The following is a 23,252-nucleotide window of genomic DNA, read 5'->3' as shown; positions in this document are numbered from 1 at the left end:
CGCCCGCGCACACGGGACCGGCGGAAGCGACGGGCCCGTTGTGACGGACGGGCCCGCCCCGGACCCGACCGGCCATCCCAGAAGGTCCTCACAGCCTCGGGCCACGGGCGCATCACCACTGAACCAGAGTGAGCACCGCGCCCGCCGGCGGACACGGCCGCGTGCCGTGTCCGCGACGGTCCGACGCGTTCGAGTCGAACGGACCCGGCCGGCGAATGAACCGGGGGCGCTCCCGCCGACCGGGCCGGCCGTGTGGTGCCGATCGGCACGGCGCGGCAGCAGAGATCCCTTGAATGGGCGATGCCTGGCCTCGGTCGTACCTGTGAGGCTGGTGGTGACGGCGTGGCCTTCGGCACGGCACCGCCCATCATCAGGAGGTGATCGCCTCATGGACACGATGCGCGCGGTACGCGCTCACCGGCGCGGAGGCCCCGAACAACTGGTCTACGAGACCGCGCCGCGTCCCCGGCCCGGGCCCGGCGACGTCGTCGTCGCGGTACGGGCCGCCTCCATCACCGCGGGAGAGCTTGCCTGGGACGCCACCTGGACCGACAGCTTCGACGGATCGGGGCGAGAACGGACACCCGTCATTCCCGCGCACGAGGTGTCCGGTGTCGTGGTCGAGCACGGGGCCGGTGTCACGGCTCCGGTCCTGGGTGCCGAGGTGTACGGACTCATCCCGTTCCTGCGTGACGGAGCCGCCGCCGAGTACGTCGCCGTACCGGCCGGAATCCTCGCCGCCAAGCCGGCCGGACTGGACCACCGCAGCGCGGCGGCCGTCCCGCTGCCGGCGCTCACGGCGTGGCAAGGACTGGTCGGCCAGGCTCACCTGGAGTCCGGCCAGCATGTACTCGTCCACGGCGGCGCCGGAGGCGTCGGCTCGTTCGCCGTACAGATCGCCGCCGCGCTGGGCGCACGGGTCACCGCGACCGCCTCGGCCCGCGACACCGGATTCGTCGCGGGCCTCGGTGCCCGGAACGTCGTCGACTACGCAGGCGGCCGGTTCGACGACCACGTGGCCGACGTGGACGTCGTATTCGACACGGTCGGCGGCGACACCCAGAACCGGTCCTGGACCGTTCTGCGCCCGGGCGGCGTCCTCGTCAGCATCGTGACGCCCCCCGACCCCGGGGCGGCCCGAGGCCCTGCTGCGCACGGAGTGTTCTTCGTCGTCGAGCCGGACCGTGACGGGCTCGACTCCATCAGCGAGTTGATCACGAGCGGACGGCTGCGCCCGCAGATCGACCGGGTCGTTCCCCTCGCACGAACCCGCGCCGCGTACGAGGCGCTCGACAGGGAGCACCGGCGTGGCAAGGTCGTCATCCACGTAGCGGACGGGTAGTCGGCCGGGGCCGACGACGGTCGGGCCCGCCGCGGAGCCTCTGCCGGTCGGCCTCCGCCTTCCGCCGAGCAGCCTCGGGGTCAGCCCTCCGCTCGGGCGGGCAGCCGCCATCCCGGGCGCGGGAAGTGGCAGGTGTAGCCGTCCGGGTAACGCTGCAGGTAGTCCTGGTGCTCGGGCTCGGCCTCCCAGAAGGGGCCGACCGGCTCCACCTCGGTGACGACCTTGCCGGGCCACAGTCCGGAGGCGTCCACATCCGCGATCGTGTCCTCGGCGATCCGCTTCTGCTCGTCGTCCACGTAGTAGATCGCCGAGCGGTAGCTGAGGCCGATGTCGTTGCCCTGGCGGTTCCTGGTGCTCGGGTCGTGGATCTGGAAGAAGAACTCCAGGATCGCGCGGTAATCGGTCTTCGCGGGATCGAAGAGGATCTCAATGGCCTCCGCGTGCGTGCCGTGGTTACGGTACGTCGCGTTCGGCACGTCACCCCCCGTGTATCCGACCCGGGTCGCCGTCACGCCCGGGAGCCGGCGGATCAGCTCCTCCATGCCCCAGAAGCATCCGCCGGCCAGCACTGCCCTCTGCGTCTGCGCAGCCATTACGGCCCTCCAATGTCTGTCACCTCGGTCGCTCGGGCTGCTCGGCTCGCACACCGCCGGCATCCCATACCCGTCGACCTCAACGCACGAGGCCGCGAAGCGATTCCTTGCCCGCCCAACCCGCCCTGCGGTCGCCGGCCACCCCCGCGCCGGTGACCTCATCAAACTGGATGACCCGTTCGGGACGAGCTGGAGGGCGTCTTGCCCGACGGGCATCTGCCGTAGGTACTGAAAAGCCGTGGCACCGGCTGTCCGCACGGTGCCACCGGTGCCCTCCGTCGCGGCGAGCGACGGTTGAAGATCGGTAGCCACCTGAACCGGCCGACTCCACGCTGTACGCCATGGATGAACCACAACGCAGGATCCGTGCGGCTCACTAGGAACACGCGATAACCGTCTACCAGGTGTCACGCCCGGAGATCGGCCTGCCCACGGTCCGCGACGGCCGCTTCCCCGCAGCTTGGAAGCGGGACCGCCTGGCATGGATCACCAAGGCGCGTTCACAGACGCTTACCGTGGCCGAGGCGCTCTGGGCATGGCAGGCTGAGGACCCCAGGGGAGGGGTACCGATGACCGATGCACCAAAGGGACACGAAGATGTCGTTGCCAAGGCGGTCAAGGCCCTGGGCGGTACCTGGGACACACAGCGAGCCGTGACCACACTGCGCGACTCCGGGCATGAGCCGGCCGACCAGCGGGCCGCGGAGAAAGAAGCACGGCGAGTTCTTCGCCGACTTGCCTCGAAGGGCTTGCTTGTGAAGATCGATCCGATCCGGGCCATCTACAGATCAGCCGTCCAAGGCGGAGCGCCAACAGCCGGAGGAACTGACCGTCCGTGACGAGACTTCACGACACCATGCTTTGTGACTGAGGCCGAAGCACTGCCCATCAACGCCACTCTCCGGTCAGTGCGATGGCCCGCGATACGTGCCCCACGCCGGCCTTTCCACGAGGCTTTTCCTGACCACCGTTGACGGGGGCCGACGAGGCGGACCTCGTTGGCGTTCCTGTCGATCCCGTCCCCGGCCTGCACGGTGATCACTGTCCGGGCACCACATCGGAAAAGGTTGTGCGCCTGAACCTGGACTGCATCAACTCCCTTGGGTGAGCCCGCCGAAGGGCGGATCATGGATACGTGGCGAAGTGGACGAAGAGAGAAGCTCTGGTCGAGCAGTCAGACCGCGAGCCGGAGCTTTCCGCATACCAACAGGCGATGCGGAGAAGGCTCCTCGCGGCCCCTGTGGTACCGGCGCCCGAGCCCTGGCAGCGCATCGCATACGTCCCCGTCGGCGGACTCCTCGGAATCGGCTTCGCCTCGCATCCCGACACCGGCCACGACTTGGTGATGGTCGTCTCACACGACGGCCACGGCCTCTTCCACGCCGTCACGGGAGTGAAGATCGCCCGGGATCCCCGACCCCGACCCCGAGGACAGCACTCCTGACGCGGTGGCCGATCTGTCGTGCCCCGGGCTGGGCCCCATCGCCGGAAGCCGGGTGCACATTGCCGGACTCTTCGGGGGAGGACTTCACACCACCACCGCAGACGGCTGGACTCTGGAAGTCGTCATCCCTGCCTGGCCCCACGAGCGTGTCCTGCTCTCCGGCGACGGCGGGCTGCCCCACCTCGGACCGCACGGCGAGCAGTGGTGGCACATCTTCCACTCCGACTACTCCGAACTCCGAGCAGCCGGCTTCTCGCCCTCCGGGCAGACCATCGCCGTCGCGACCAGCAGTGACGTGTCTCTCTGGACACGCGTGACGGACCAAAGCCCTGCCGACGGCTCTGAAGCGTCACCGAAGGACGCCACCCCGCCGGACATGGCGTGATCCAGAACGATCTGCGTCCGCGGTCACGGAGAAAGCATGGCGATGGATGAAGACGAGAGTCTGCGCCGCTACGGTCTGCACCCTGTCGGCGTGAGTCTCGACGAGGTACGAGGCCTGCTCAGGTTCCAGGTCCGACTGGAGCAGGAAGCCCAGGGGCACGGAGACACGGAGCTGATGAAGTTGTCCTGCGTACAGCTGTTCAACGCCGGCTCTCTCGACGACGTACTGCTGATCTGGCAGGCGAAGTCCGCCAGTATGGATGCCGACTGCTCGATCGATGTTCAGCTGTTGTGTGGAAGCGGACTGGCCCGGACCAAGGCGTACCTGCCGGGCCTGCGTCTGCCCGAAGCGGCTGCGGCACTCCGACGACTGGTCCAATGCGAAGCCGCCGGCGACTTCGAGGACTTCTCCGTCGAAACGTACTCAGCTCTGTACGCCGCCTACTATGCGCCGTGACGCGGAAAGTTGACCTCCAGCAGTCGCCGACTGACGAGCGAATTTCAGCGCCGTCCCTCCGGAGGGCCGCCACCGAAAGGGCTCGCGTGATTCGTCGTAACATCTTTTGCTGGTGGTCGATGTGGCCCGCGGGGGCGAATCTTACGAGAAGGTCGGCCTTGTCGAAGACCGGCGTCTACCCAACGGCTATCGCGACTTTCCGCCCGAGACGGTGGCCTGGCTGCAGTACATCCGCACCGCGCAGGCGCTCGGATTCTCCCTGTCGGTGATCGCACGCACCGGCGAGGAACTGCGAGAGGCACCGGACACCTCGGTGGCGCTGTCCGCGCTCTTCGAGAAGAAGATTCAGGTCATCGACACCCGTATCGCCGAGCTTGCCCCTCTGCGGGCGTCCGGCCGACCCGCCCGAGAAACCCGGGCCGCGGGATCGGCTCGAACCGGGGTGAGACAGGATGCACGCCAGACCAACACGAGAGAGCGGGGCCTGCGGTGACCGAACCAGGCGCGGTGGATCTGATCCACTTGGACGACGTGGATGGCGTCCGCCGCATCGTCCGCGTCACTGGTCGCTTCAAGCCCGGTGTGTTGACCGGCCACGACGTTCTCCGGGCTCAGGTCCTGGCGCACGCCGACTTCGTCGATGCCCGGCTGGAGCTCTCCCTCTCCCCGCGGGATCTCGACGCCTGGCAGCAGGAGCTGACCGGCCTCGCCCCTGGAACGGACGCGAGCGTCGGCCGGGGATCGCGGGCTGAGTCTCGTTCTCCACATGCACCAGGACCGCTCCCTGGCCGTGACGACTCACGACCCCGATCGTCTCAGCGCAATGCTGTGGATCCGGCCGCAGGAGAACTGGATGGACGAGCACCACGACCGACTGGAGCAGGTCCGGCGCACCTGGCCCAGCGAGGTCATGGAAACAGCCCCCATGACCTACGAATGGCGTCCAACCCACCAAGGCTGAACAGCACCGCTTGGCCCCGTCAGTGTGCCGGCAGCATCCGGATTCAGGCCCGCTTGTTCCACCTCGACGCCATGGCCCTGAAGCACTTTCGCCCTTGCCGCACCCGCCACGTCGGCGAACCCCGTCAACCGACCTGGAAGATCCGGTCCAGGTGACGGTTCAGGACCGCGGCTGCGGACTCCGGGCTGCGCTGGCCGACCAGGATGCTGGTGCCGAGTCCGGCTGACATGGCGAGCAGGCTGACCGCTTCGTCTCTCGCGTCGGTTCCGGGCCCGGTGAGATCGGCCCCTCGCGCCTGCCGGAGGAGCCCGCCGAACACCGGTCACGGACCGCAGATCGACCACGCGGACGAGGTCAACCGCCGGATGCTGGGCTTCATGGACTCGGTCGGCTGACGGGCGCTGACCTCAACGGGTCCCAGCCGCCCGCGCCGGTCCAGTGACCGTCTCCCGACGAAGGGGCTCAACGTACTTTACGATCAGTTGGCTTGCGTCGGACAGCCGCCGGGGATCCACAGCAACTTCGCGGAAATCCCGGCTTGTTGTGGGGACAAGGTGCCGGTGCGCGTCAATGGGAGGGGAACACCGCACATGCAGAACCGTTTCAACCGGGGCATGGCGACACTCGTCGGCCTCGTACTCACCGGCGCCGGTCTGGCCGCCGTGAACGCCGCTCCGGCGGCCGCGAGTTCGAACAGCTGCCCGGCGGGCTACTTCTGCGGTTGGAAGGGCAAGAGCCCCAGCGGCTCGATGTGGAAGACGAACAAGAACGTCGCATCCCTGGGCAGCTGGGACAACAAGATCCACACGTACACCAACCGTACGAAGAAGATCGCCTGCCTCTACGAGGACAAGAACTACGAGCCGGGGGGCGGCTACTGGGCCCAGAGGCCGAACAAGGCCGGCGAGTGGGCCTGGGGCCCGGACGCGACCACCAGCTCGATCAAGTTCGTCCGCACCAAGCGCGAGTGCTCCTCGCCCGCCTACCCGCGCTGGTATTCCGAGACCTCTCCGAAGGCGCTGGGCTTCGGGGACATGAACGGCGACCGCAGGGCCGACATGATCGTCCGCGACAAGGCCGGACGGCTCTGGTTCACTCCGGGCAACGGCAAGGGCAAGCTCATCGGCTCCAGCGGCTGGAACAAGATGAACGCCCTCACCCGCCACGGCGACTTCAACGGTGACGGCCGTGAGGACCTCATCGCACGCGAGGCGTCCACCGGCAAGCTGTGGCTCTACCCCGGCACCGGTACCGGCTCCCTCGGCAAGCGCAAGCTCATCAGTTCGGGCTGGAAGTCCATGACCCACATCACCGCCTTCGGCGACCTGACCGGTGACCGCCGCTCCGACCTGATCGCGGTCGAGAAGGCCACGGGCAAGCTGTGGCTCTACCCGGGCACGTCGAAGGGCAAGCTCGGCAAGCGCAAGCTCATCGGCTCCAGCGGCTGGAACAAGATGAACGCGCTCGTCGCCATGGGCGACGTGACCGGCGACGGCCGTCCCGACCTCTACGCACGCGAGGCGTCCACCGGGAAGCTGTGGCTCTACCCCGGCACGTCCAAGGGCAAGCTCGGCAAGCGCAAGCTCATCGGCTCAAAGGGCTGGAAGGCCATGGCAAACCTGATATCGGTCGGCGACTTCTCCGGCGACGGGCGTCCCGATCTCGCCGCCGTGACCAACACGAAGTACGTGATCGACGGCTACGCCGGCCACCCGGGCTGGCTGATCACCTACCGGGGACGGGACACGGGCACCCTGACGTCCGGCCAGCGGACCGACGGCGATTGGTGGGAGCTCAACGGCTTCTGCTAGGCCGGGCCGGCAGCGGGACCGGACGACGTGGATCAAGCCCGAGCTCCTCGAACGGGTCCGGGGGTGGTGGAGAGCTCTTGGCGCAGAGACCTGGCCTGCGCCTCGCCGCTCCTTCGCCGGGTTCGTGCCGCACCAGTATGGCTGCCGTGCAAGAAGTTCCAGCAGACCGATGAATCTCCGCTCCCGCGGGTGTCTACAGGTGCAACAGTCCCGAGCAACCTGAGACCAGGAGACGAAAAGATGAGCACCGAGCAGACCACCCCGGCCGGCGGCTTCTCCTACGAGCTGACTCGAGCGCTGGACGCCCCCGCAGTGAGGGTGTGGCAGGCGTGGACCACCCCCGAGCAGTATGCCCACTGGGCTTACGCCGCTGCCGGCTCCGTCGAGATGGACGTACGGCCGGGTGGAGCGTGGAAGGCCGTGATGGTCACGCCCGACGGCGGACAGTTCCCACTGACCGGCTCCTATCTCGAGGTCGTCGAGAACCGCCTCCTGGTGGTCGGCATGGACGTACCTGGCAAGCCCGCGCCCGCGGCCATGACCATGGAACTCGACGAGCAGGACGACCACCACACGCAGATCGTGCTCCGCCAGACCTGCGACACCGCCGAGGAACGCGACATGGCCGCCCAGGGCAGCGCCATGCTCCTCGACAGTCTGAGCGCCTTCCTGGCCGATGGAGCGAGGGACTGAACCCCCCTCACAGCTCACAGTGGGCCCCGGACCACGCGGCGGGCAGACACGCCCGGTCCTGCCCGCCGACCGACCAGCTGAGCAGCTCGATCTGGTCCGTCACCACGACGGGTAGTGCTGCTGAGGTGGATCCACCAAGCCGAGCGAAAAAAGGGTCACGAACACGGCTTGACGTGGATCACCAAGCCGCGTCGACAGACTCCTGCGGGCGCCAGCGGCCGGAGCCGCAAACAGGTGAGTGCGGCGATCCGTCCGCGCTCGGGGTGCAGCCGCCCGCCGCTGGGATGGGGAGTTTCCCGATCTCGCCCCGGCTTACGATCACCCCAAAGGGGGTGGTCGCATGGCCGAGGACTGGCGCTCCTGGGCGCGGCTCGGGGGATGGTTCGGACGGGCGGCGCGGCGACGGACGGAGGAGGAGCTCGCCGAGGTGGAGGCGCGGATCACCGCGTTCGGGGTCGCGCTCGACGAGCACGACTTCTCGCCGGGGGAGCCGGGGGCCACCGACGCGATGCGTGCCGACCTGGGGCGGGCCCTGGACGCGTACGAGGAGGCCAAGCGGGCCTTCGTCGGGGACCGGGACCGGGAGGACACCCTCGACGTGCTGCGGGCGCTGGACGACGGGTGGCACGCGCTGGCCTGTCTCGACGCCCGGCGGGCGGGGCTGCCGCTGCCCCGTCGGCTGCCGCTGTGCTTCTTCGACGCCCGGCACGGGCGGGCCGTGCGCGAGCTGCCCTGGGCGCCGGCGGACGGGGCCACCCGTAATGTCGCGGTGTGCGCGGCGTGCGGGGCGCGGCTGGAGGAGCGGCGCGGCGGGGGAGGAGAGAGACTTCCCGTTCCCCGGCGGGTGGGGTCCGGGGCCGCGCTCCGGCAGCCAGGGCCCGTGCGGGCCGCCGCCCATCCTGAGGCGGGTGCGCGGGCGTACGGGCAGGGTCCTGGGTCCGCGCGGGTGCAGCTGCCGGCCGTGGGGCGGGCCGCCGTGCTGGTGGTACGGAGCGACAGCGCCGAGCAGCCGACCGTCGTCCTGCTGCGCGGCAACCAGCGCAAGGGCTACACGCTGGGCGACGGCTTCGAGCCGGTGCACGCCCGGGTGCCGCTGCGGCGCTCGGGCAACCGCGAAGTAGCTCGGTTCCTGGTGGAGTTCCGGGGCGCGGCCCGGGCCGACTGGGAGGCGTGGGCCGAACCCGTCGACGCCGTACCAAAGTTCACCGAGCGAATCCACGGGCGCGGTGGTGACCTCGTACGGTACGCGGGCCCGGGCGGCCCGGCCGTGCTGCGGCACCGCGGGCGCGGCGACGTACGGCTGCTGGCCCTGGACGACGACCTTGCCGAGTGGGCCGAGGCGGCCCGCGGCAAGGGTGACGCCGACCTGCCGTTCCGCCTGCCGGGGCCCGGCGTCTACCAGGTGCAGGCCCGCGGCAGCTGGGTCATCGAGGCCGAGGTGGCGGACAGGGATTCGGAGGCGGGAGACAGGCGCGGGGCGTGAGGGAGGGCGCGCCCCCGTCTCCCGGACCCTGGCCCCGTGGAACCCGTATCGCGGCCTGTGCGTATGGGCCGTGACACAGAAAGCCGGCCCTCCAGGAGCCGCAGGCCGGCGAGCGGCTTCCGGTGCCATTCCGCTGGAGGACCGCCGTCGAAAGGTCTGTGAACACGGCTTGACATGGATCATCAAGCCGCGTTCACAGCCCCGTGCGGCCGGTGGTCCGGGGGATGCGGCGGTCGCCGTCACCGAGCGCTCGGTCCGGTCCACGCACCGCGACGGTTTCCTCACCGTGCGGGGCCGTCGGGTCTGGCGGATAGTGAAGGGAGGACGACGTCCGCCGCAGCTCCCCGTACCTCAGGAGGCTCGATGCCTTCTTCACGGTCGACGGCCGCGCTCATCGGCATCGCGTTGCTCGGCATCGCGCTCACCGCGTGCCAGGACCAGGCGTCCGGTCAGGTCGTGGCGCGGAACGGTGCCCGGCTCGTGGAGACCCTCTCCAACCCGCCTGTCCACGGATGTCATCGGTTCCCCGACGGCGTGACACACGTCGAGAATCGGACGCAGAGCGATCTGGTCCTGTACACCGCACCGGACTGCACCGTGCCGGCGGGCGGGCAGAGCAACTACCTGGACATCGGACAGTCCGACCAGGTCGCCAGGGTGACAAGTCCGTGGCGGAGCTTCTCCTTCGCCCCCGAGTGACATCGCGGGGTCGCCCGTCTACTCCACCTCGATGCCGAAGTCCCGCACCAGTTCCTCCAGGCCGCCCGTGTAGCCCTTGCCGCCCAGGACGAAGTCCCAGTCGCCGTTCGGCCTGCGGCGGAAGGAGCCGAGTACCAGCGCGGTTTCGCGGGGCCGGCCGTCGGAGACCTCCAGTCGTCCCAACTCGGCCAGTTTCGGGTCGAGCAGGCGGATGCTCGCGTCCGTGAAGCCGGAGAGGTCGGCGTCCGGGTTGGTCTCCGGGTCGACGGCGGCCACGAGGACGAGCCGGTCGGCCTCGCCCGGCAACGCGTCGAAGGAGACGCGGATCGCGGCCTTGTCGGGGGCGTGGGCGGGCAGGGCGCCTACCGAGCCGTCCGGTGTCCGCGGGTTGTTGAAGAAGACGAGGTGGTCGTCGCTGAGGACGCGGCTGCCACGGCAGACCAGGGCGCACACGTCCAGGGCGACGCTACCGCTCCACGACATGCCCAGGACGTTGTGGTCGTCGGGCAGCCGGGTGTCGGCAGCCGCCGGCGTCGGCTGCGCCGCGGAGGGACGGGCACCGTCGCCCAAGCGCCCGCGCAGCCCGTGGCGGTGGAGCAGGTCGACGAGTTCGGAGCCCGGGATCAGTTCCAGCGGCTTGCCGTTGGCGAAGGTGTGCGAGCCGGGGCCGAACTTCGACGTCGTCACGAGAACGCCCTTGTTGGCGCCCGCGTCCTGCACGGTCCCGTACAAGTCGCGCACGGCGGTGGGCGGCACCGTGTTGCGGTAGCGCTTGACCTGCACGACGATCTTGCCGCCGCGGATCGGTGCCGGGTCCAGCGCGTCGACGTCCACTCCGCCGTCGTTGGAGCGTTGGGTGGTGACCGCCTGCATCCCCATGGCCCGGAAGAGTTCGGCGACGAGGTTCTCGAAGGCGATCGGGTCCATCGCGTACAGGTCGGGGTCCTCGTCGCCGCCGTGTGTGACGACGCGGTTCCCGACCTCCTGCGGCCTGCGGCCCGGCCGCACCGCGGTGAGCTGGTCGGGGCGGGCCGAGAGCTGCCCGCGCAGTGCGTCGGCCAGGCAGCTGCAGGCGTCCACCTGCGCCAGGTGCAGGTCTCGGAACGTGGCGCGCGGGGCCATGACGGTCGCCAGGCAGATGTGGCCCGGCCGGCCCGTCGTGGGGTCGTGCCCGTCCACGAACCCGTTCAGCGTCACGGATTCGAGGGCGCCCAGCTCGTCCGCGGCGAAGAGTTCGTGCAGGACGAGCAGCGCGCACTGCGCCAGGACCTCCCGGTAGAGGGCCCTGCGCTGCGTCACCGGCCGGGGCGTCTCCTTGTCCTGGTCCGTCGTGGACACGTACCGAACGGACTTGACCTCGGGGACGACGTCGTACGGGGGCATCTCCCAGTCCAGCACGAGCTGTCCGGCCGCCGGGTCGTAGGCCGCCGCCACCTGCCGGGGAAAACCCTCCGGCCACGTGGTCGACGCGTACAGAGCTGCGGAGAAGTACTCGACCACGGCGTCGGGATCGCGGCGGCCTACTCCCTCGGTCAGCTCCGCGATGCCCGCGTTGTGCCGCCGCACATCGGCCAGTTGCGCGTCGGCCCACCGCTGGTACTCCCGCTGGTACGACGCCAGTTGCTGCTGCCGCCGCGCCTCCGCCGCCTGCGCCGCGTGCCAGTCCCGCTCGAAGCGCGCACGGGCCTCGGCCTGCGCCTGCGCCCGGCGACCGGCGGTCCACCCGCCCTGCGCCTGGTAGTGCTCGGCGTTCGGCATGGGCACGGGCTGGGCCAGTGGGCCCGGGGCGAAGGGCTGGACCGCCTCGGGGCGTGTGAGGGAGGAGGCACTGAAGGCCGGGGCCCGGCATCCCGAGGCGAGAAGACCTTGCAGGGACGCCACCTGTGCGTCCAGCTCCTCGGTACGGCGCCGGGCCTCCGCCTGCCGGTAGTCGCGGTGGCTCTGTGCCGCTCGCCGCTGACGGGCACGTGCCTGCTGCTCCTCCTGTCGCCGCCGCCGGGCCTCGGCCTCCGTCTGGCGCTGCTGCTGCCTCTGCGTCTCGGCCCAGACCCCGACCATGCCATTGGAACGACGACTCATGTGCTGCAGGCCCTCCCCGAGGCGCTCTGGTTGCCCCACAACCAGGTGTAAAAGGACGACTTTATCCAGCGAGGGCCGTCCCGCACATCCGCCCGGCAGGAGCAGGCTGCTCGCGAGCACGGGAACGGCCCGCCGGAAGCAGTGCTTCCAGCGGGCCGCTCATCCGTCAAGAGTCCTCACGGGCCCTCGGCACCGGCTCACTTGCCGCGGTACGCACCGTAGATCGCGACCGTGGACACGTTGCCCTTCTTGTCGGTGATCTTGGCCTTGTACGAGACGGCCTTGCCCTTCGCCGGGTTCTTGACCGTGATCTTGCCCTTCTTGACGGTGACCTTCTTCCAGGTCTTGCCGTCGTTGTAGGACACCCAGACGGTGAGCGACTTGAGGTTCTTGCCCGCGGCGGCGCCCTCCACGGTGACCGGGAAGGTCGCCTTCTTGCCCGCCGGGACACGGTTGTCCAGGCCGGTGGTGGCCTTGAAGCGGAGCGTGGAGGCCGGCAGCCGGACCTCGGACGAGCCGGACGGCTTCTTGGAGCGGAACGTCCAGCTCGCGTCGACGCGGGTGGAGGCGCCCGCGACCTTCGCGCTGCGCTTGACCGAGGTGGTCAGCCGGTACTGGGCGTCACCGGCCGTGACGTCGAAGGACTCGCCGAGCAGCGGGTCGTGGTTGGACGCGACCTTCTTGCCGTTGCGGTACAGGTTCGTCTGCACCGAGGTGAACGTCGAGAAGCCTCCGTGCGCCCCGGAGTCGGCGAACAGCGGCAGGGAGCCGTAGAGCTCGTTCCTGTAGCGGAAGACGCCGTAGTCCCGGTTCAGGTGGGGACCGAAAACCGCCCTGTTGAAGGTGTTGGTGTAGGTCTTGCCGCCCTTGTAGGCCTTCACGTCGTCGGACGTGTACAGCGCCTCCCTGATCGGCCGGTTCTGCTTGTCGTGGCCTCGGAACTGCTCCGCGAAGAGGAACCAGTAGACGCCGTTGCCCGTCGACAGGTACAGCGTCCGGGTGCCCGGCAGCTTCTGCTCGATGCTGTCCGTTATGACGAGGCCGTCGTCGATGAGGGCCCAGGGCGTGACGGCGCCGGTCTTGCCGGAGGCACCCGCGCCGAGGGAGTTCTTCACCGTGGCCAGCTCACGTGCCGCGTAGTGGCGCACCTTGCCGCCCTGGAACCGCTTGACCTTCGCGGTGGTCACCACGTCGTACTCGGCCGACGAGCCCTTGGTCCACTGGCCGCTCCAGACCTGGCTGAGCCCGCTGACGTCGCCGCCGATGGAACCGGTGCGCAGCTGGGACCACGAGCCGAGGGGCATGGCGACGTCGTACATCGCCGGGTCGTAGGAGTAGCCGATCGTCGCGCGGTGCTGCCGTGCGGCCTTGTCCGGCACGGTGATGTCGGCCGGCTTGGCCTTCCGGGCGTCGACCGTGACCGTGACGTTCCCGGTGACGCTCAGCTTCGGCTGGACCAGCCAGTCCAGACCGCCCTTGAAGGTGGTCAGGTCCTTCGCGATCCATGCGTCCAGCACGTAGGTGCCCTTGGGCACGCGCACGGTCGTCGTGCCGGCGCCGTCCGGCACCCGGTAGGTGCGCCAGGCGCCGCGGCCGGTGTAGCCGTACAGGATCGTGTCGTGGGAGGCGGTGGGCTTGCCGTCCCGGCCGATGTGCTTGACGGTGACGTCGTACGACTCGACCTCGCGCTGCACGGCCGCGGCCGTACGGACGTTCTGCCCGCCGCCGGTCGCCGTCACGTACGCCGAGTACCCGCCGTCCAGGGTGCCGCCCAGCCGGGTGTTCACGGTCAGGTCGACGGAGGCCTTGTCGCCGGCCGGGACCGTCACCTCGGTGGCGCCGAGCGTGAAGAAGCCGTCCGGGACCGGCCGGCCCTTGGGGTCGGCGGCCGTCATGGCCAGGCTGAGCGTGACGTCCTCGGTGCCGAGGTTGCGGTAGGTCAGCTGCTTGGTGACCGGCTCGTCGTCCGTGTGCGGCCAGGACTGGATGCCGAAGCTCACCGAGACCGGGTCGGCGATCACGGTCTGCTTGACCGCCTTGTCGACGGCGATACGGCCGGCGCCCTGTTCGAACGGGGTGTACGGGCCGCCCTTGGCGGAGCCGGTCAGCGCGCCCTTCAGTTCGGCGTAACCCCAGTCCGGGTGCTGCTGCTTGAGGAGCGCGGCGGCACCGGCGACGTGCGGGGTCGCCATCGAGGTGCCGTCGATGGTCAGGTAGCCGGCCGGGCTCTCGCCGACCTCCTTGCCGATCAGGCTGTTCTTGGCCGCGGCGGCGGTGATGGCCACGCCCGGCGCGGTGACGTCGGGCTTGATGACGCCGTCGCCCACCCGCGGGCCGGTGGAGGAGAAGTCGGCGAGACGGTTCTTCTTGTCGACCGCGCCGACGGTGATGGCGGAGTCGGCGCTGCCGGGCGAACCGACCGTCTCGGGGCCCTCGTTGCCCGCGGCGATCGCGAAGAGGATGCCCTTCTCGGCGGAGAGCTTGTCGACCTCCGCCTCCAGCGGGTCGACACCCGGGGTGTCCTCGCCGCTGAGGCTGAGGTTGACGATGTCGGCGCCCTGCTGGGCCGCCCACTCCATGCCGGCCAGGATGCCGGAGTCGTCGCCGTAGCCCTCGTCGTCGAGGACCTTGCCGTTGAGGATCTTGGCGCCGGGCGCCACACCCTTGTACTTGCCGCCCGACTTGGCGCCGGTGCCCGCCGCGATGGAGGCGACATGGGTGCCGTGGCCGACCCGGTCGGCCGTGCTGTTGCTGGTGGTGAAGTTCTTGGCCGCCACCACCTGGGACTTCAGATCCGCGTGGGTGGCGTCGACACCGGTGTCCAGGACGGCGATCTTCACGCCCTTGCCGGTGTAGCCGGACTGCCACGCCGTCGGCGCGCCGATCTGCGGCACGGACTTGTCGAGGGTGACCTTGCGGACGCCGTCGAGCCAGACGTGCGCGATGCCGGCGCTGGTCCGGTCGCCGTCGGTGAGCGCCTCCCACAGCTCGGGCGTGTCCTTGACGGGGGTCTGCACCGCGTCGGCGTTCAGCGCCTTCAGGGCCCGGCGCAGGGTGCCGGCCTCGCGGACGTCGGCCCGGGCGGCGGTGGCCGCGCCCTGGTACCCGACGATGACCTTCAGTCCGTCCTTGAACGACTTGCGGGTGGCGGACTTGTTCAACTCGGTGATGTCGAAGAGGCGTTGGTCCAGCTTGCCGGAGGCGATCAGGCGGGACGCGTCGGCCGGCACGACGAGGGTGCGTCCGCCCATACGGCGGACCTGCACGGGTATCTGCTCGCGGCCCTCGGCCCGGTGCAGGCCGATCACGCGGCCCTTGGCGTCCACGGTGACCCGGTCGCCGGTGATGAGAGTGATGGTGCGGTGGGCCGCGGGCCCGGCAGCGTTGGCGGCGCGGTGCTCGGGCCGCGCCGACGCGGGGCTGGTCATACCCGCGGCGAGGGCGACGGCTGCCGCCGCGGCGACCGCGGCCACGCCCGCTCTTTTCACTTGTCTGCGCAAAACTCCCCCTGGAAACGGAGTGTCGAGCGGATTCCCTGTCCACTCGACCGGGGGAAGGCTCGCACAAGTGCGCTACACCCCCACCCCCCGGAAGAGGAAGTATGCCGGGGGGTGATCACGCGCTCAATGGCGGGGTGCGGTCGGTTCTCTCGTTTCCCTCCCGTTCAGGCCCCCGCGTTCTCCTTGACGGTGATGCGCCCCTTGCGGATGGTCGCCACGCGGGGCGCCTTCCTCGCGATGGCGGAGTCGTGGGTGACCATGACGAACGTCAACCCGTGCTCCTTCCACATGCGTTCGAGTACGTCCATGATCTCGTCGCGCATGGACTCGTCGAGGTTTCCGGTGGGCTCGTCGGCGAGCAGCACCTTCGGCTGCTTGACCAGGGCGCGGGCGATGGCGACGCGCTGCTGCTGGCCGCCGGACATCTCGGACGGCAGGTGGCCGAGCCGCTCGCCGAGCCCGACCGACTCCAGTGCCCCGGCGGCCCGTTGGCGTCGTTCGGCGGCCTTGATGCCGAGCGGGACGAGGGCGGTCTCGACGTTCTCCTGCGCGGTCAGCGTCGGGATCAGGTTGAAGGACTGGAAGACGAAGCCGATGCTCTCGCTGCGCACCCGGGTCAGCCGGGCCTCGGGCAGCTTCGCCAGGTCGGTGCCGTCGAGGACGACCTGGCCGGAGGTGGGCCGGTCCAGGCCGCCCAGCATCTGCAGCAGCGTCGACTTGCCGCCGCCGGTGGGGCCCTGGATGACCAGCCGGTCGCCGTCGCCGATGGTCAGGTCGACCTCGTCGAGGGCTCGGACGACCTCCTTGCCCCGGGTGTAGTGCTTGGTGACGCCGGTGAGTTCGTACATGGGGGAAGCAGCTCCTGGGATGCGGGGAGAAGGGGGCCGGTGGCCCGGCGGTTCGCGGAGGGCGGCGCGCTACTCGACGCGCCGCAGGGCGTCCGCCGGGCGCAGCCGGGAGGCCCGCCAGCCGCCGAACGCGCCGGCGATCAGGCCGCCGGCCACGGCGAGGCCGACCGCGAGGACGATGGTGGTGAGGCTGACCGGCGCGGTGAGCGCGACCTCAAGGGACTTGGCGGCCTGCCGGCCGGGGCCGCCGAGGCCGCCGGCGCGGAAGACGCCCTCGCCGCCCGGACCGCCGGCCACGCCACCCGAGCCGCCGAGCTGCGCCTGGAGCGTCGGGCTGATCGCGGTCACCGCGTAGGCGCCCGCCAGGCCGAGTGCGATGCCGAGGACACCGCCGACCAGTCCGTTGACGACGGCCTCGCCGACCACCTGCCGGGTCACCCGGCCCGACTTCCAGCCCAGCGCCTTGAGCGTGCCGAACTCGCGCACCCGCCGGGAGACCGCCGAGGAGGTCAGCAGCCCGGCGACCAGGAAGGCGGCCACGAGCACCGCGATGGACAGCCACTTGCCGACGCTGGTGGCCAGGTCGGAGGCGGTGGACAGGGAACCGGAGACGGTCTTTGCCAGGTCGGCGGAGGTGGTGACCGTGGTGTCCGGGACGTTCTTCTGAATGGCGCTCTTGACGGCGTCTATCCGCTGGGAGTCGGTCGCCTTGACGTAGATCGTGGTGACCTTGTCCTTGTCGCCGCTGAGGGTCTGCGCCTGCTTCAGCGGGATGTACAGGTTGGCCGCCGCGTCCCCGCTGCTCGCGGTGGCGATGCCGATCACCTCGTACTTGACCTTCTTGATGGTGACGCTGCCGCCGACCTTGAGCTTCTTCTCCTTGGCGTAAGCCGAGTCGGCGACGACGACCGCGGCGTCGGTCTCACCGGTCCTGAAGGTGCGGCCGTCGGTGATCTCCGAGGAGGTCAGCGGGCCGAGCTCCGGGTGGGTGACGTCGGTTCCGTAGACCGTGTACTGGTTGACGTCGAAGTCGGCGCCGCCGCCCATGACCCGGCCCTGCGGCCCGGAGCCGGGCGCGCCGCGTGTCTGCCCGCCCTCGCCGTCCTGCTTGAACTGGCCGCGGGTGAACTGGCCGTTGATCCTTACCACGTTGAGGCTGAGCCCGCCGACCGCGGAGGAGACGCCCTTCTGGTCCGCCACCTTGCCGACCGTGGAGGCGGGCAGGGTGGTGAAGCCCTGCGCCATGACCCGGTCGCTGCTCTGGTCGTTCTTGTCGCCGCTCTCCTGGGCGTCGAACTTGAAGCGCGGGCGCGAGTCGCCGGACGCCGGCGAGGCGGCCTTGCTGACGGTCATGTCCGTGCCCAGCCCGTACAGCGACTGCAGGACCTTGTCCTGCGCCCTGCTCATGCCGCTGGACACGGAGTTGACCACGATGACCAGCGCGATGCCCAGCGCGAGGCCGGAGGCGACGACGAGAGCCGCCTTTCGACGGCGGCGCAGCTCGCGCCTCAGGTAGGTGAAGAACATGCGGCCGACAGTAGGGGCGCACCTTGATGAGGACTTGAGGCCGCGCTGAGAGAAGTATGAGAAGACCGGTGCAACCCCGAGGGGCGGCACCGGTCTTGGGCAGGCCGAGCGGTCGTCAGGCGGGCGAACCGGCCTTCCACTGGGCCCAGCTCATGTTCCAGCCGTTGAGGCCGTTTTCCGGGGCGACGGTCTTGTCGCCGGTGTTCTGGACGACGACGACGTCACCGACGATCGAGTTGTTGAAGAACCACGCGCCCGGGGTGTTCGGGTCGTTGGCGCCCTTCTTGTCCTGCAGGCCCACACAGCCGTGGCTGGTGTTGACGTTGCCGAAGACGCCAGGTCCGCCCCAGTAGTTGCCGTGGATGAAGGTGCCGGAGTTGGTCAGACGCATGGCGTGCGGCACGTCCTTGATGTCGTACTCGCCCTTGCCGTCGTCGTCGGTGAAGCCGACCGTGGCGCCGTTCATCCGGGTCTGCTGGAACTTCTCGGAGATCACCATCGCGCCCTCGTAGGTGGTGTTCTCGGGGGAGCCGGCGGAGATCGGGATTGTCTTGACGGTCTTGCCGTTCCGCGTGACCCTCATCTGCTTGGTCTTGGCGTCGACGTAGGAGACCTGGTTGCGGCCGATGTGGAAGGTGACCGTCTTCTGCTGGACGCCGAAGACACCCTGGGCGCCCTCGACGCCGTCGAGATCGAGCTTCAGCGTGACGGTGGAGTTCTCCTGCCAGTACTGCTCGGGACGGCAGTCCATCCGCTGGACGCCGAACCAGTGGCAGGCGACCTCCTGACCGCTGGAGGACGTGACGGTGATGCCCTTCTCGACGTCCGCCTTGTTGGTGATCGCCTTGTCGAAGTTGATCGACACGGGCATGCCGACACCCACGGTGGTGCCGTTGTCCGGCGTGAACGAGCCGATGAAGCTGTGCGCGGGGGCGACCGTGGTGAAGGAGCCGTTCTCGTGGGCGTCGCGGCCCTTGGCGTCCGTGGCGGTCGCGGCCACCTTGTAGGTGGTGGCCCGCTCGAGCTGGGCGCTGGGCTTCCAGCTCGTCTTGTCGGCCGATATCTGCCCCTCGACGGCCTTGCCGTCGACGGTCGTCATCGTCACCTTCGTCAGCGTGCCCTTGGCCACGGTGACGGCAGCCGAGTTGTTGATCGAGGCGTTGTCGGAGCCGTCCGCTGGTGTGATCTTGATCTGGGCCTCCGACGACTCCTCGGCCGCGGCCTTGTCGGCCTTGGCCCGCGAGGAGTCCCCACCGCCGTCGGCCGCGTCGCTGCCGCCGGAACAGGCCGTGAGCACCAGTACACCGCCGAGCAGTGCGGACGCGGCCGTCAGGCGCCTGCGCCGCTTACTGTTCGTCATCACACGCTTCTCCATCGTTGGCGAGTCCCAAAACCCCTCGAGTCCCCCGTCGCGAGCACTCAACGCTAAGACCGTTTCGACCCATTTCCCACGTCGTGAGGTGTGGAACTCGCCACGTCCGCCGCAGCGGACGGTGCGCGGCCCGGCCTGCGCGTTGCGTGAGACGACGAAACCCCGGGCGTCGGTTGCGCCCGGGGCCGCCGATGTGACCCGGGCGACGTCAGCCGGAGTGACCCGCGGCATCCACTTCCTCGTCGTCCCCGTCGCCATCATCCTCGTCGAACTCCCAGTCCGGCGAATCGGGGTCGTAGTCGATGCGTTCGCTCGACCAGGAGGCCTGCTGGAGTTCGACCCCCGGTACCTCGCCCACCAGGTCGAACGGATCGACCAGGTACGCCAGGGCCTCGGCGGTGTCCTCCGTCACAGCTCCCTCGGCGTGCGCCCGCTCCGCGGGGTCCAGCTCGCCGTCCTCGGCGTGTTCGGCGATCCGGCCGCGGGCCGCGGCGATGACGGCTTCCGCGTCCTCGATCTCGACGACGAGCTCGACGCTGACGCGGACAAAACGTGAAGTCTCTGAAGTGCTCATGGACGGAGCGTACGGCTCAAACGTCCCGTGACTTTCCTGTGACCCGCGACGTTCACTAACATCGCCCCACACGGCCAATTCACCAGCGCCACAAGGGGATCGATATTCCGTGTCATCCGCTCGCCGTACGTTGCTGACAGCCACCGCCGCGGGCACCCTGCTGGGCGCCCTGTGGTTCGTCCCCTCCGCGGACGCCTCGGTGGGCACTCCGGCGAGAGGGGCGGACCCGGCGGTGCCGACGGCCCAGGTCACGGAGCAGGGGCGACCCGCCGCGGCGGCGCAGGTGTCCGGCGTCCAGGAGGACGCGCCCACCGGCGGCGGAACCGAACTCGCCGACACCGGAAGCATCGACACGACCCCCTACGTCGTCGGCGGCACCTCGCTCCTCATACTGGGCGCCGGTTTCGTGGTCTACTCCGTGCGCCGGGAGCGCCTGGGCTTCTGAACGAGTGCCGCGACAGGCGACGTTCGCCGCGTCGCAACGCCCGGCGCTCCCCCGCGACTTGGGCTCCGGCCCGCCGTCCCTTGGCAGCGGACCGGTGGACTTCGGCCCAAGCCCTCCGTCCTACAGCAGCGGACCGGTGACGGTCTCGGCCGCCGCGAGGAGGCCGCCGTCCCGCACGAAGGCGTCCGCGGCGGCGAGGTCGGGCGCGAGGAAGCGGTCCGGACCCGGTCCGCCGACTCCCGCCTCGCGAGCGGCGTCGATGACCGCCCGGCTCGCCGGAGCCGGGGTCAGGCCCTCGCGCAGTTCCACGGCGCGCGCGGCGGCGTAGAGCTCGATCGCGATGATCCGGTTCAGGTTGCCGACGGCCGTCCGCAGCTTGCGCGCCGCCGACCAGCCCATGGAGACGTGGTCCTCCTGCATGGCGGAGGACGGGATGGAGTCGGCGGAGGCCGGCACGGCGAGCCGCTTCATCTCGCTGACCAGCGCGGCCTGCGTGTACTGAGCGATCATCAGGCCCGAGTCGACACCGGCGTCGTCGGCGAGGAACGGCGGCAGTCCGTGGCTGCGGTTCTTGTCGAGCAGCCGGTCGGTACGGCGCTCGGCGATGGAGCCGAGGTCGGCGGCGGCGATGGCGAGGAAGTCCAGCACGTAGGCGACCGGGGCGCCGTGGAAGTTGCCGTTGGACTCCACCCTGCCGTCGGGCAGCACTACGGGATTGTCGACGGCGGAGGCCAGTTCGCGCTCGGCGACCAGGCGGGCGTGCGCGAGGGTGTCGCGGCCGGCGCCGGCGACCTGCGGGGCGCAGCGCACGGAGTAGGCGTCCTGCACGCGGGGCGCGTCGCCCTGGTGGTGCCCGGTGAGGCCGGAGCCCTTGAGCACGGCCAGCATGTTGGCGGCGGAGGCGCCCTGTCCCGGGTGCGGACGGATGGCGTGCAGCTCGGGGGCGAGGACCTTGTCCGTGCCGAGCAGTGCCTCCAGGCTGAGGGCGGCGGTGATGTCGGCGGACTTGTACAGGGTGTCGAGGTCGGCGAGGGCCATGATCAGCATGCCGAGCATGCCGTCGGTGCCGTTGAGGAGGGCCAGGCCCTCCTTCTCGCGCAGTTCGACGGGCTGGATGCCGTGCTCGGCGAGCAGCTCGCCGGCCGGGCGTACGACGCCGTCGGGGCCCTCCGCGTCACCTTCGCCCATGAGGGCGAGGGCGCAGTGGGACAGCGGGGCGAGGTCGCCGGAGCAGCCGAGGGAGCCGTACTCGTGCACGACCGGGGTGATGCCGGCGTTGAGCACGTCGGCCATGGTCTGCGCGACCGCGGGGCGCACGCCGGTGTACCCGGAGCACACGGTCTTCAGCCGCAGGAACATCAGCGCCCGTACGACCTCGCGCTCGACCCTCGGGCCCAGCCCGGCGGCGTGCGAGCGGACGATGTTGCGCTGGAGCTGGGTGCGCAGCTCCTGGCTGATGTGCCGGGTCGCCAGGGCCCCGAAGCCGGTGCTGACGCCGTAGACGGGTTCGGGCTTGGCCGCCAGCGCGTCCACGATCTCCCGCGCTGCCGCCAGGGCCGCCACCGTCTCGTCGGAGAGCTCGACACGGGCGCCGCCGCGTGCCACCGCGAGAACGTCGGACGCGGTGACCCCCGACGTCCCCACCACCACAGTATGCATATCCATATTCAGGAGCGTACGCAGTGAATGCGAAGATGTCACTAGTGGGTGCCGGGAGTGACTCTTACAACGCGCGGCCGGGATGCCCGGCGCCGGTCAGGGCCTGCGACCCCGGAAGCGGCGCCGCTCCGCCGGGGCCTCCGGTACGGGCGGGGGCGCGTCGGCGAGGCGGACGACCGGGTCCTGCGGGCCCTCACGACCCGCGACCACGGGCCGGTCGGCGCGCAGCGCCTTCGCCCGGTACTGGGCGGCGTCGGCGAGCCGGAACAGCCGCCGGGCCGACGGTACCGGCCCGATCGCGTGCTCGGTCGAGGCGACCCCGCAGGCGACGCCCTCGCCCAGCTCCAGCTCGGCCGCGCGCCGGCACAGCTCGTCGGCCGCCTTGATCACCTCGTCGGCCGGCGGCCCGACCGCGACCAGGCAGAACTCGTCGCCGCCGAGCCGTGCCACGAGCGCGCCCGGCACCATCGCGCCGCACAGCGACAGTACGGAGCCGAACCGTTCGAGGAGCCGGTCGCCGACGGCGTGGCCGAGGGTGTCGTTGACCTGCTTGAGCCCGTTGAGGTCGCAGACGACGAGGCTGACGGCGACCCCGTCCAGCCGGTGCCGCTCGATCGCCTCCTCGAGCATCACGTCGACGGCGCGGCGGTTGGCGAGCCCGGTCAGCGCGTCCGTGAACGCCAGCCTGCGGGCCTCCTCCAGCCGCTCGCTCTGGGCGAGCCCGGCGGCGACCACGGCGGCCAGCACGGTGGCGAAGTCGGCGTCGGAGCGCCCGAAGAGGGGGAGGCCGACCGGGCGGGCGACGTAGAGCTCGCCCCAGGCGCGTCCGTGCTGCACGATCGGCGCGACCACGCAGCAGCCGCGCCCGCGCCGGCGCAGCGCGGCCACGCGCTGGTGGCTGTAGCCGGGGTGGCCCGCGGCCGCGCCGTCGGCGGTCTCCACCCAGGCGTCGGGTTCACCGCCCGACGCCCACCGTTCGTGCAGGAACTCGGTGATCTCAGGGAACTGGTGCACCGGATAGGTCTCGTCCTCCGGGAACTCCCGCTCCTCCGGCGCCCGGTCCCCCACGTTCACCAGGACCCGCAGCCGGCCGCGCTCGCGCTCCCACACCGAGAGCGCGGCGAAACTCCCCTCCAGCGCCCGGCAGGCGCCGAGCGCGGCCGCCCGCCACGACTCACGCGAGGTCTGCGCCGCGGCCATCCCCTGCGCCAACGCCACCACGGCCGCCAGCCGCCTGTTCTCGCCCATCACCCCAGGCTAGGGATGTTTCGCCCGAATCGAGACATTGGCCCACGTGCAGACACACCGGGACCGGCGACTCCCGGGTACGGACCTGACGGCACCCCCGCCGCCGCCCGGCAACCGGCGGCGCCGCTGTGCC

18 protein-coding genes and 3 pseudogenes are annotated in these 23,252 nt (G+C 70.4%); 11 read left to right on the top strand and 10 right to left on the bottom strand.

The genetic code is table 11. The annotated features are described in order from the left end of the window. Positions 1–388: 388 nt before the first annotated feature. A complete protein-coding gene (locus ACIOWN_RS19605) occupies positions 389–1,342 on the top strand; it encodes an NADP-dependent oxidoreductase (protein WP_401982898.1) in 954 nt (317 codons plus the stop codon). 80 nt (positions 1,343–1,422) lie between these two features. On the opposite strand, the gene msrA is transcribed toward ACIOWN_RS19605, so the two are convergent. Next, complete coding sequence (gene msrA, locus ACIOWN_RS19600; protein ID WP_362346328.1) at positions 1,423–1,935, bottom strand: peptide-methionine (S)-S-oxide reductase MsrA; 513 nt, start codon at positions 1,933–1,935, stop codon at positions 1,423–1,425. Positions 1,936–2,339: 404 nt separating this feature from the next. On the opposite strand from msrA, the gene ACIOWN_RS19595 reads away from it, so the two are divergent. From ACIOWN_RS19595 to ACIOWN_RS19575, 5 genes and pseudogenes are all read left to right on the top strand, one after another. Then, positions 2,340–2,774 (top strand): hypothetical protein, encoded by a 435-nt coding sequence (locus ACIOWN_RS19595; protein WP_401982896.1) that lies wholly within the window; start codon positions 2,340–2,342, stop codon positions 2,772–2,774. Between the two features lie 374 nt (positions 2,775–3,148). Further along, positions 3,149–3,764, top strand: a pseudogene (locus ACIOWN_RS19590) (hypothetical protein). Positions 3,765–3,800: 36 nt separating this feature from the next. After that, a complete protein-coding gene (locus ACIOWN_RS19585; protein WP_362346332.1) occupies positions 3,801–4,220 on the top strand; it encodes a hypothetical protein in 420 nt (139 codons plus the stop codon). 106 nt (positions 4,221–4,326) lie between these two features. After that, a complete protein-coding gene (locus ACIOWN_RS19580) occupies positions 4,327–4,713 on the top strand; it encodes a MerR family DNA-binding protein (protein ID WP_401982894.1) in 387 nt (128 codons plus the stop codon). Beyond that, positions 4,710–5,181 (top strand): annotated as a pseudogene (locus ACIOWN_RS19575) (DUF5959 family protein). The gene ACIOWN_RS19580 and the pseudogene ACIOWN_RS19575 overlap by 4 nt, the downstream one beginning before the upstream one ends. A gap of 124 nt (positions 5,182–5,305) precedes the next feature. Here ACIOWN_RS19575 and ACIOWN_RS19570 read toward each other — a convergent pair. Then, positions 5,306–5,488, bottom strand: a pseudogene (locus ACIOWN_RS19570) (TetR family transcriptional regulator C-terminal domain-containing protein); the annotation flags it as partial. A 283-nt stretch (positions 5,489–5,771) separates the two neighbouring features. On the opposite strand from ACIOWN_RS19570, the gene ACIOWN_RS19565 reads away from it, so the two are divergent. The 4 genes from ACIOWN_RS19565 to ACIOWN_RS19550 all read left to right on the top strand — a co-directional run bounded on the left by ACIOWN_RS19565 (position 5,772) and on the right by ACIOWN_RS19550 (position 9,867). Then, positions 5,772–6,992, top strand: a complete 1,221-nt coding sequence (locus ACIOWN_RS19565) for an FG-GAP-like repeat-containing protein (RefSeq protein ID WP_401982892.1) — start codon at positions 5,772–5,774, stop codon at positions 6,990–6,992. A 240-nt stretch (positions 6,993–7,232) separates the two neighbouring features. Further along, on the top strand, positions 7,233–7,685 hold the full coding sequence (locus ACIOWN_RS19560; protein ID WP_362346337.1) for an SRPBCC domain-containing protein: 453 nt from the start codon (positions 7,233–7,235) through the stop codon (positions 7,683–7,685). Between the two features lie 340 nt (positions 7,686–8,025). Continuing rightward, a complete protein-coding gene (locus ACIOWN_RS19555) occupies positions 8,026–9,168 on the top strand; it encodes a hypothetical protein (RefSeq protein WP_362346339.1) in 1,143 nt (380 codons plus the stop codon). A gap of 363 nt (positions 9,169–9,531) precedes the next feature. Further along, entirely contained in the window at positions 9,532–9,867 is a 336-nt protein-coding gene (locus ACIOWN_RS19550) for a hypothetical protein (RefSeq protein ID WP_362346341.1), read from the top strand. A gap of 18 nt (positions 9,868–9,885) precedes the next feature. Here the strand turns inward: ACIOWN_RS19550 and ACIOWN_RS19545 are convergent, their stop codons facing one another. The 6 genes from ACIOWN_RS19545 to ACIOWN_RS19520 all read right to left on the bottom strand — a co-directional run bounded on the left by ACIOWN_RS19545 (position 9,886) and on the right by ACIOWN_RS19520 (position 19,767). Next, the gene (locus tag ACIOWN_RS19545) at positions 9,886–11,946 is read right to left on the bottom strand and encodes a restriction endonuclease (RefSeq protein WP_401982889.1); all 2,061 of its coding nucleotides are present in this window, start codon (positions 11,944–11,946) and stop codon (positions 9,886–9,888) included. Positions 11,947–12,143: 197 nt separating this feature from the next. Further along, a complete protein-coding gene (locus ACIOWN_RS19540; protein WP_401982941.1) occupies positions 12,144–15,374 on the bottom strand; it encodes a S8 family peptidase in 3,231 nt (1,076 codons plus the stop codon). 236 nt (positions 15,375–15,610) lie between these two features. Next, positions 15,611–16,294 (bottom strand): ABC transporter ATP-binding protein, encoded by a 684-nt coding sequence (locus ACIOWN_RS19535; RefSeq protein ID WP_401982887.1) that lies wholly within the window; start codon positions 16,292–16,294, stop codon positions 15,611–15,613. Positions 16,295–16,363: 69 nt separating this feature from the next. After that, on the bottom strand, positions 16,364–17,821 hold the full coding sequence (locus ACIOWN_RS19530; RefSeq protein WP_362346346.1) for an ABC transporter permease: 1,458 nt from the start codon (positions 17,819–17,821) through the stop codon (positions 16,364–16,366). A 115-nt stretch (positions 17,822–17,936) separates the two neighbouring features. Then, complete coding sequence (locus ACIOWN_RS19525; protein WP_362346347.1) at positions 17,937–19,181, bottom strand: Ig-like domain-containing protein; 1,245 nt, start codon at positions 19,179–19,181, stop codon at positions 17,937–17,939. Between the two features lie 220 nt (positions 19,182–19,401). Then, positions 19,402–19,767 (bottom strand): hypothetical protein, encoded by a 366-nt coding sequence (locus tag ACIOWN_RS19520; RefSeq protein WP_362346349.1) that lies wholly within the window; start codon positions 19,765–19,767, stop codon positions 19,402–19,404. Between the two features lie 109 nt (positions 19,768–19,876). Here ACIOWN_RS19520 and ACIOWN_RS19515 point away from each other — a divergent pair, with 109 nt between their 5' ends. Next, positions 19,877–20,212 carry an LPXTG cell wall anchor domain-containing protein gene (locus tag ACIOWN_RS19515; RefSeq protein ID WP_362346350.1) on the top strand — a complete coding sequence of 112 codons (336 nt, stop codon included), beginning with the start codon at positions 19,877–19,879 and terminating at the stop codon, positions 20,210–20,212. Positions 20,213–20,332: 120 nt separating this feature from the next. On the opposite strand, the gene hutH is transcribed toward ACIOWN_RS19515, so the two are convergent. Both hutH and ACIOWN_RS19505 read right to left on the bottom strand, forming a co-directional pair. After that, positions 20,333–21,871 carry a histidine ammonia-lyase gene (hutH, locus tag ACIOWN_RS19510; protein ID WP_401982939.1) on the bottom strand — a complete coding sequence of 513 codons (1,539 nt, stop codon included), beginning with the start codon at positions 21,869–21,871 and terminating at the stop codon, positions 20,333–20,335. Positions 21,872–21,967: 96 nt separating this feature from the next. Then, positions 21,968–23,119, bottom strand: a complete 1,152-nt coding sequence (locus ACIOWN_RS19505) for a GGDEF domain-containing protein (protein ID WP_362346352.1) — start codon at positions 23,117–23,119, stop codon at positions 21,968–21,970. Positions 23,120–23,252 lie beyond the last annotated feature (133 nt).

Source organism: Streptomyces sp. NPDC087787 (assembly GCF_044743035.1).
Lineage (GTDB): Bacteria > Actinomycetota > Actinomycetes > Streptomycetales > Streptomycetaceae > Streptomyces.
The sequence above is the reverse complement of the archived record's forward strand: the minus strand, read 5'-3'. Positions and strand labels throughout refer to the sequence as shown.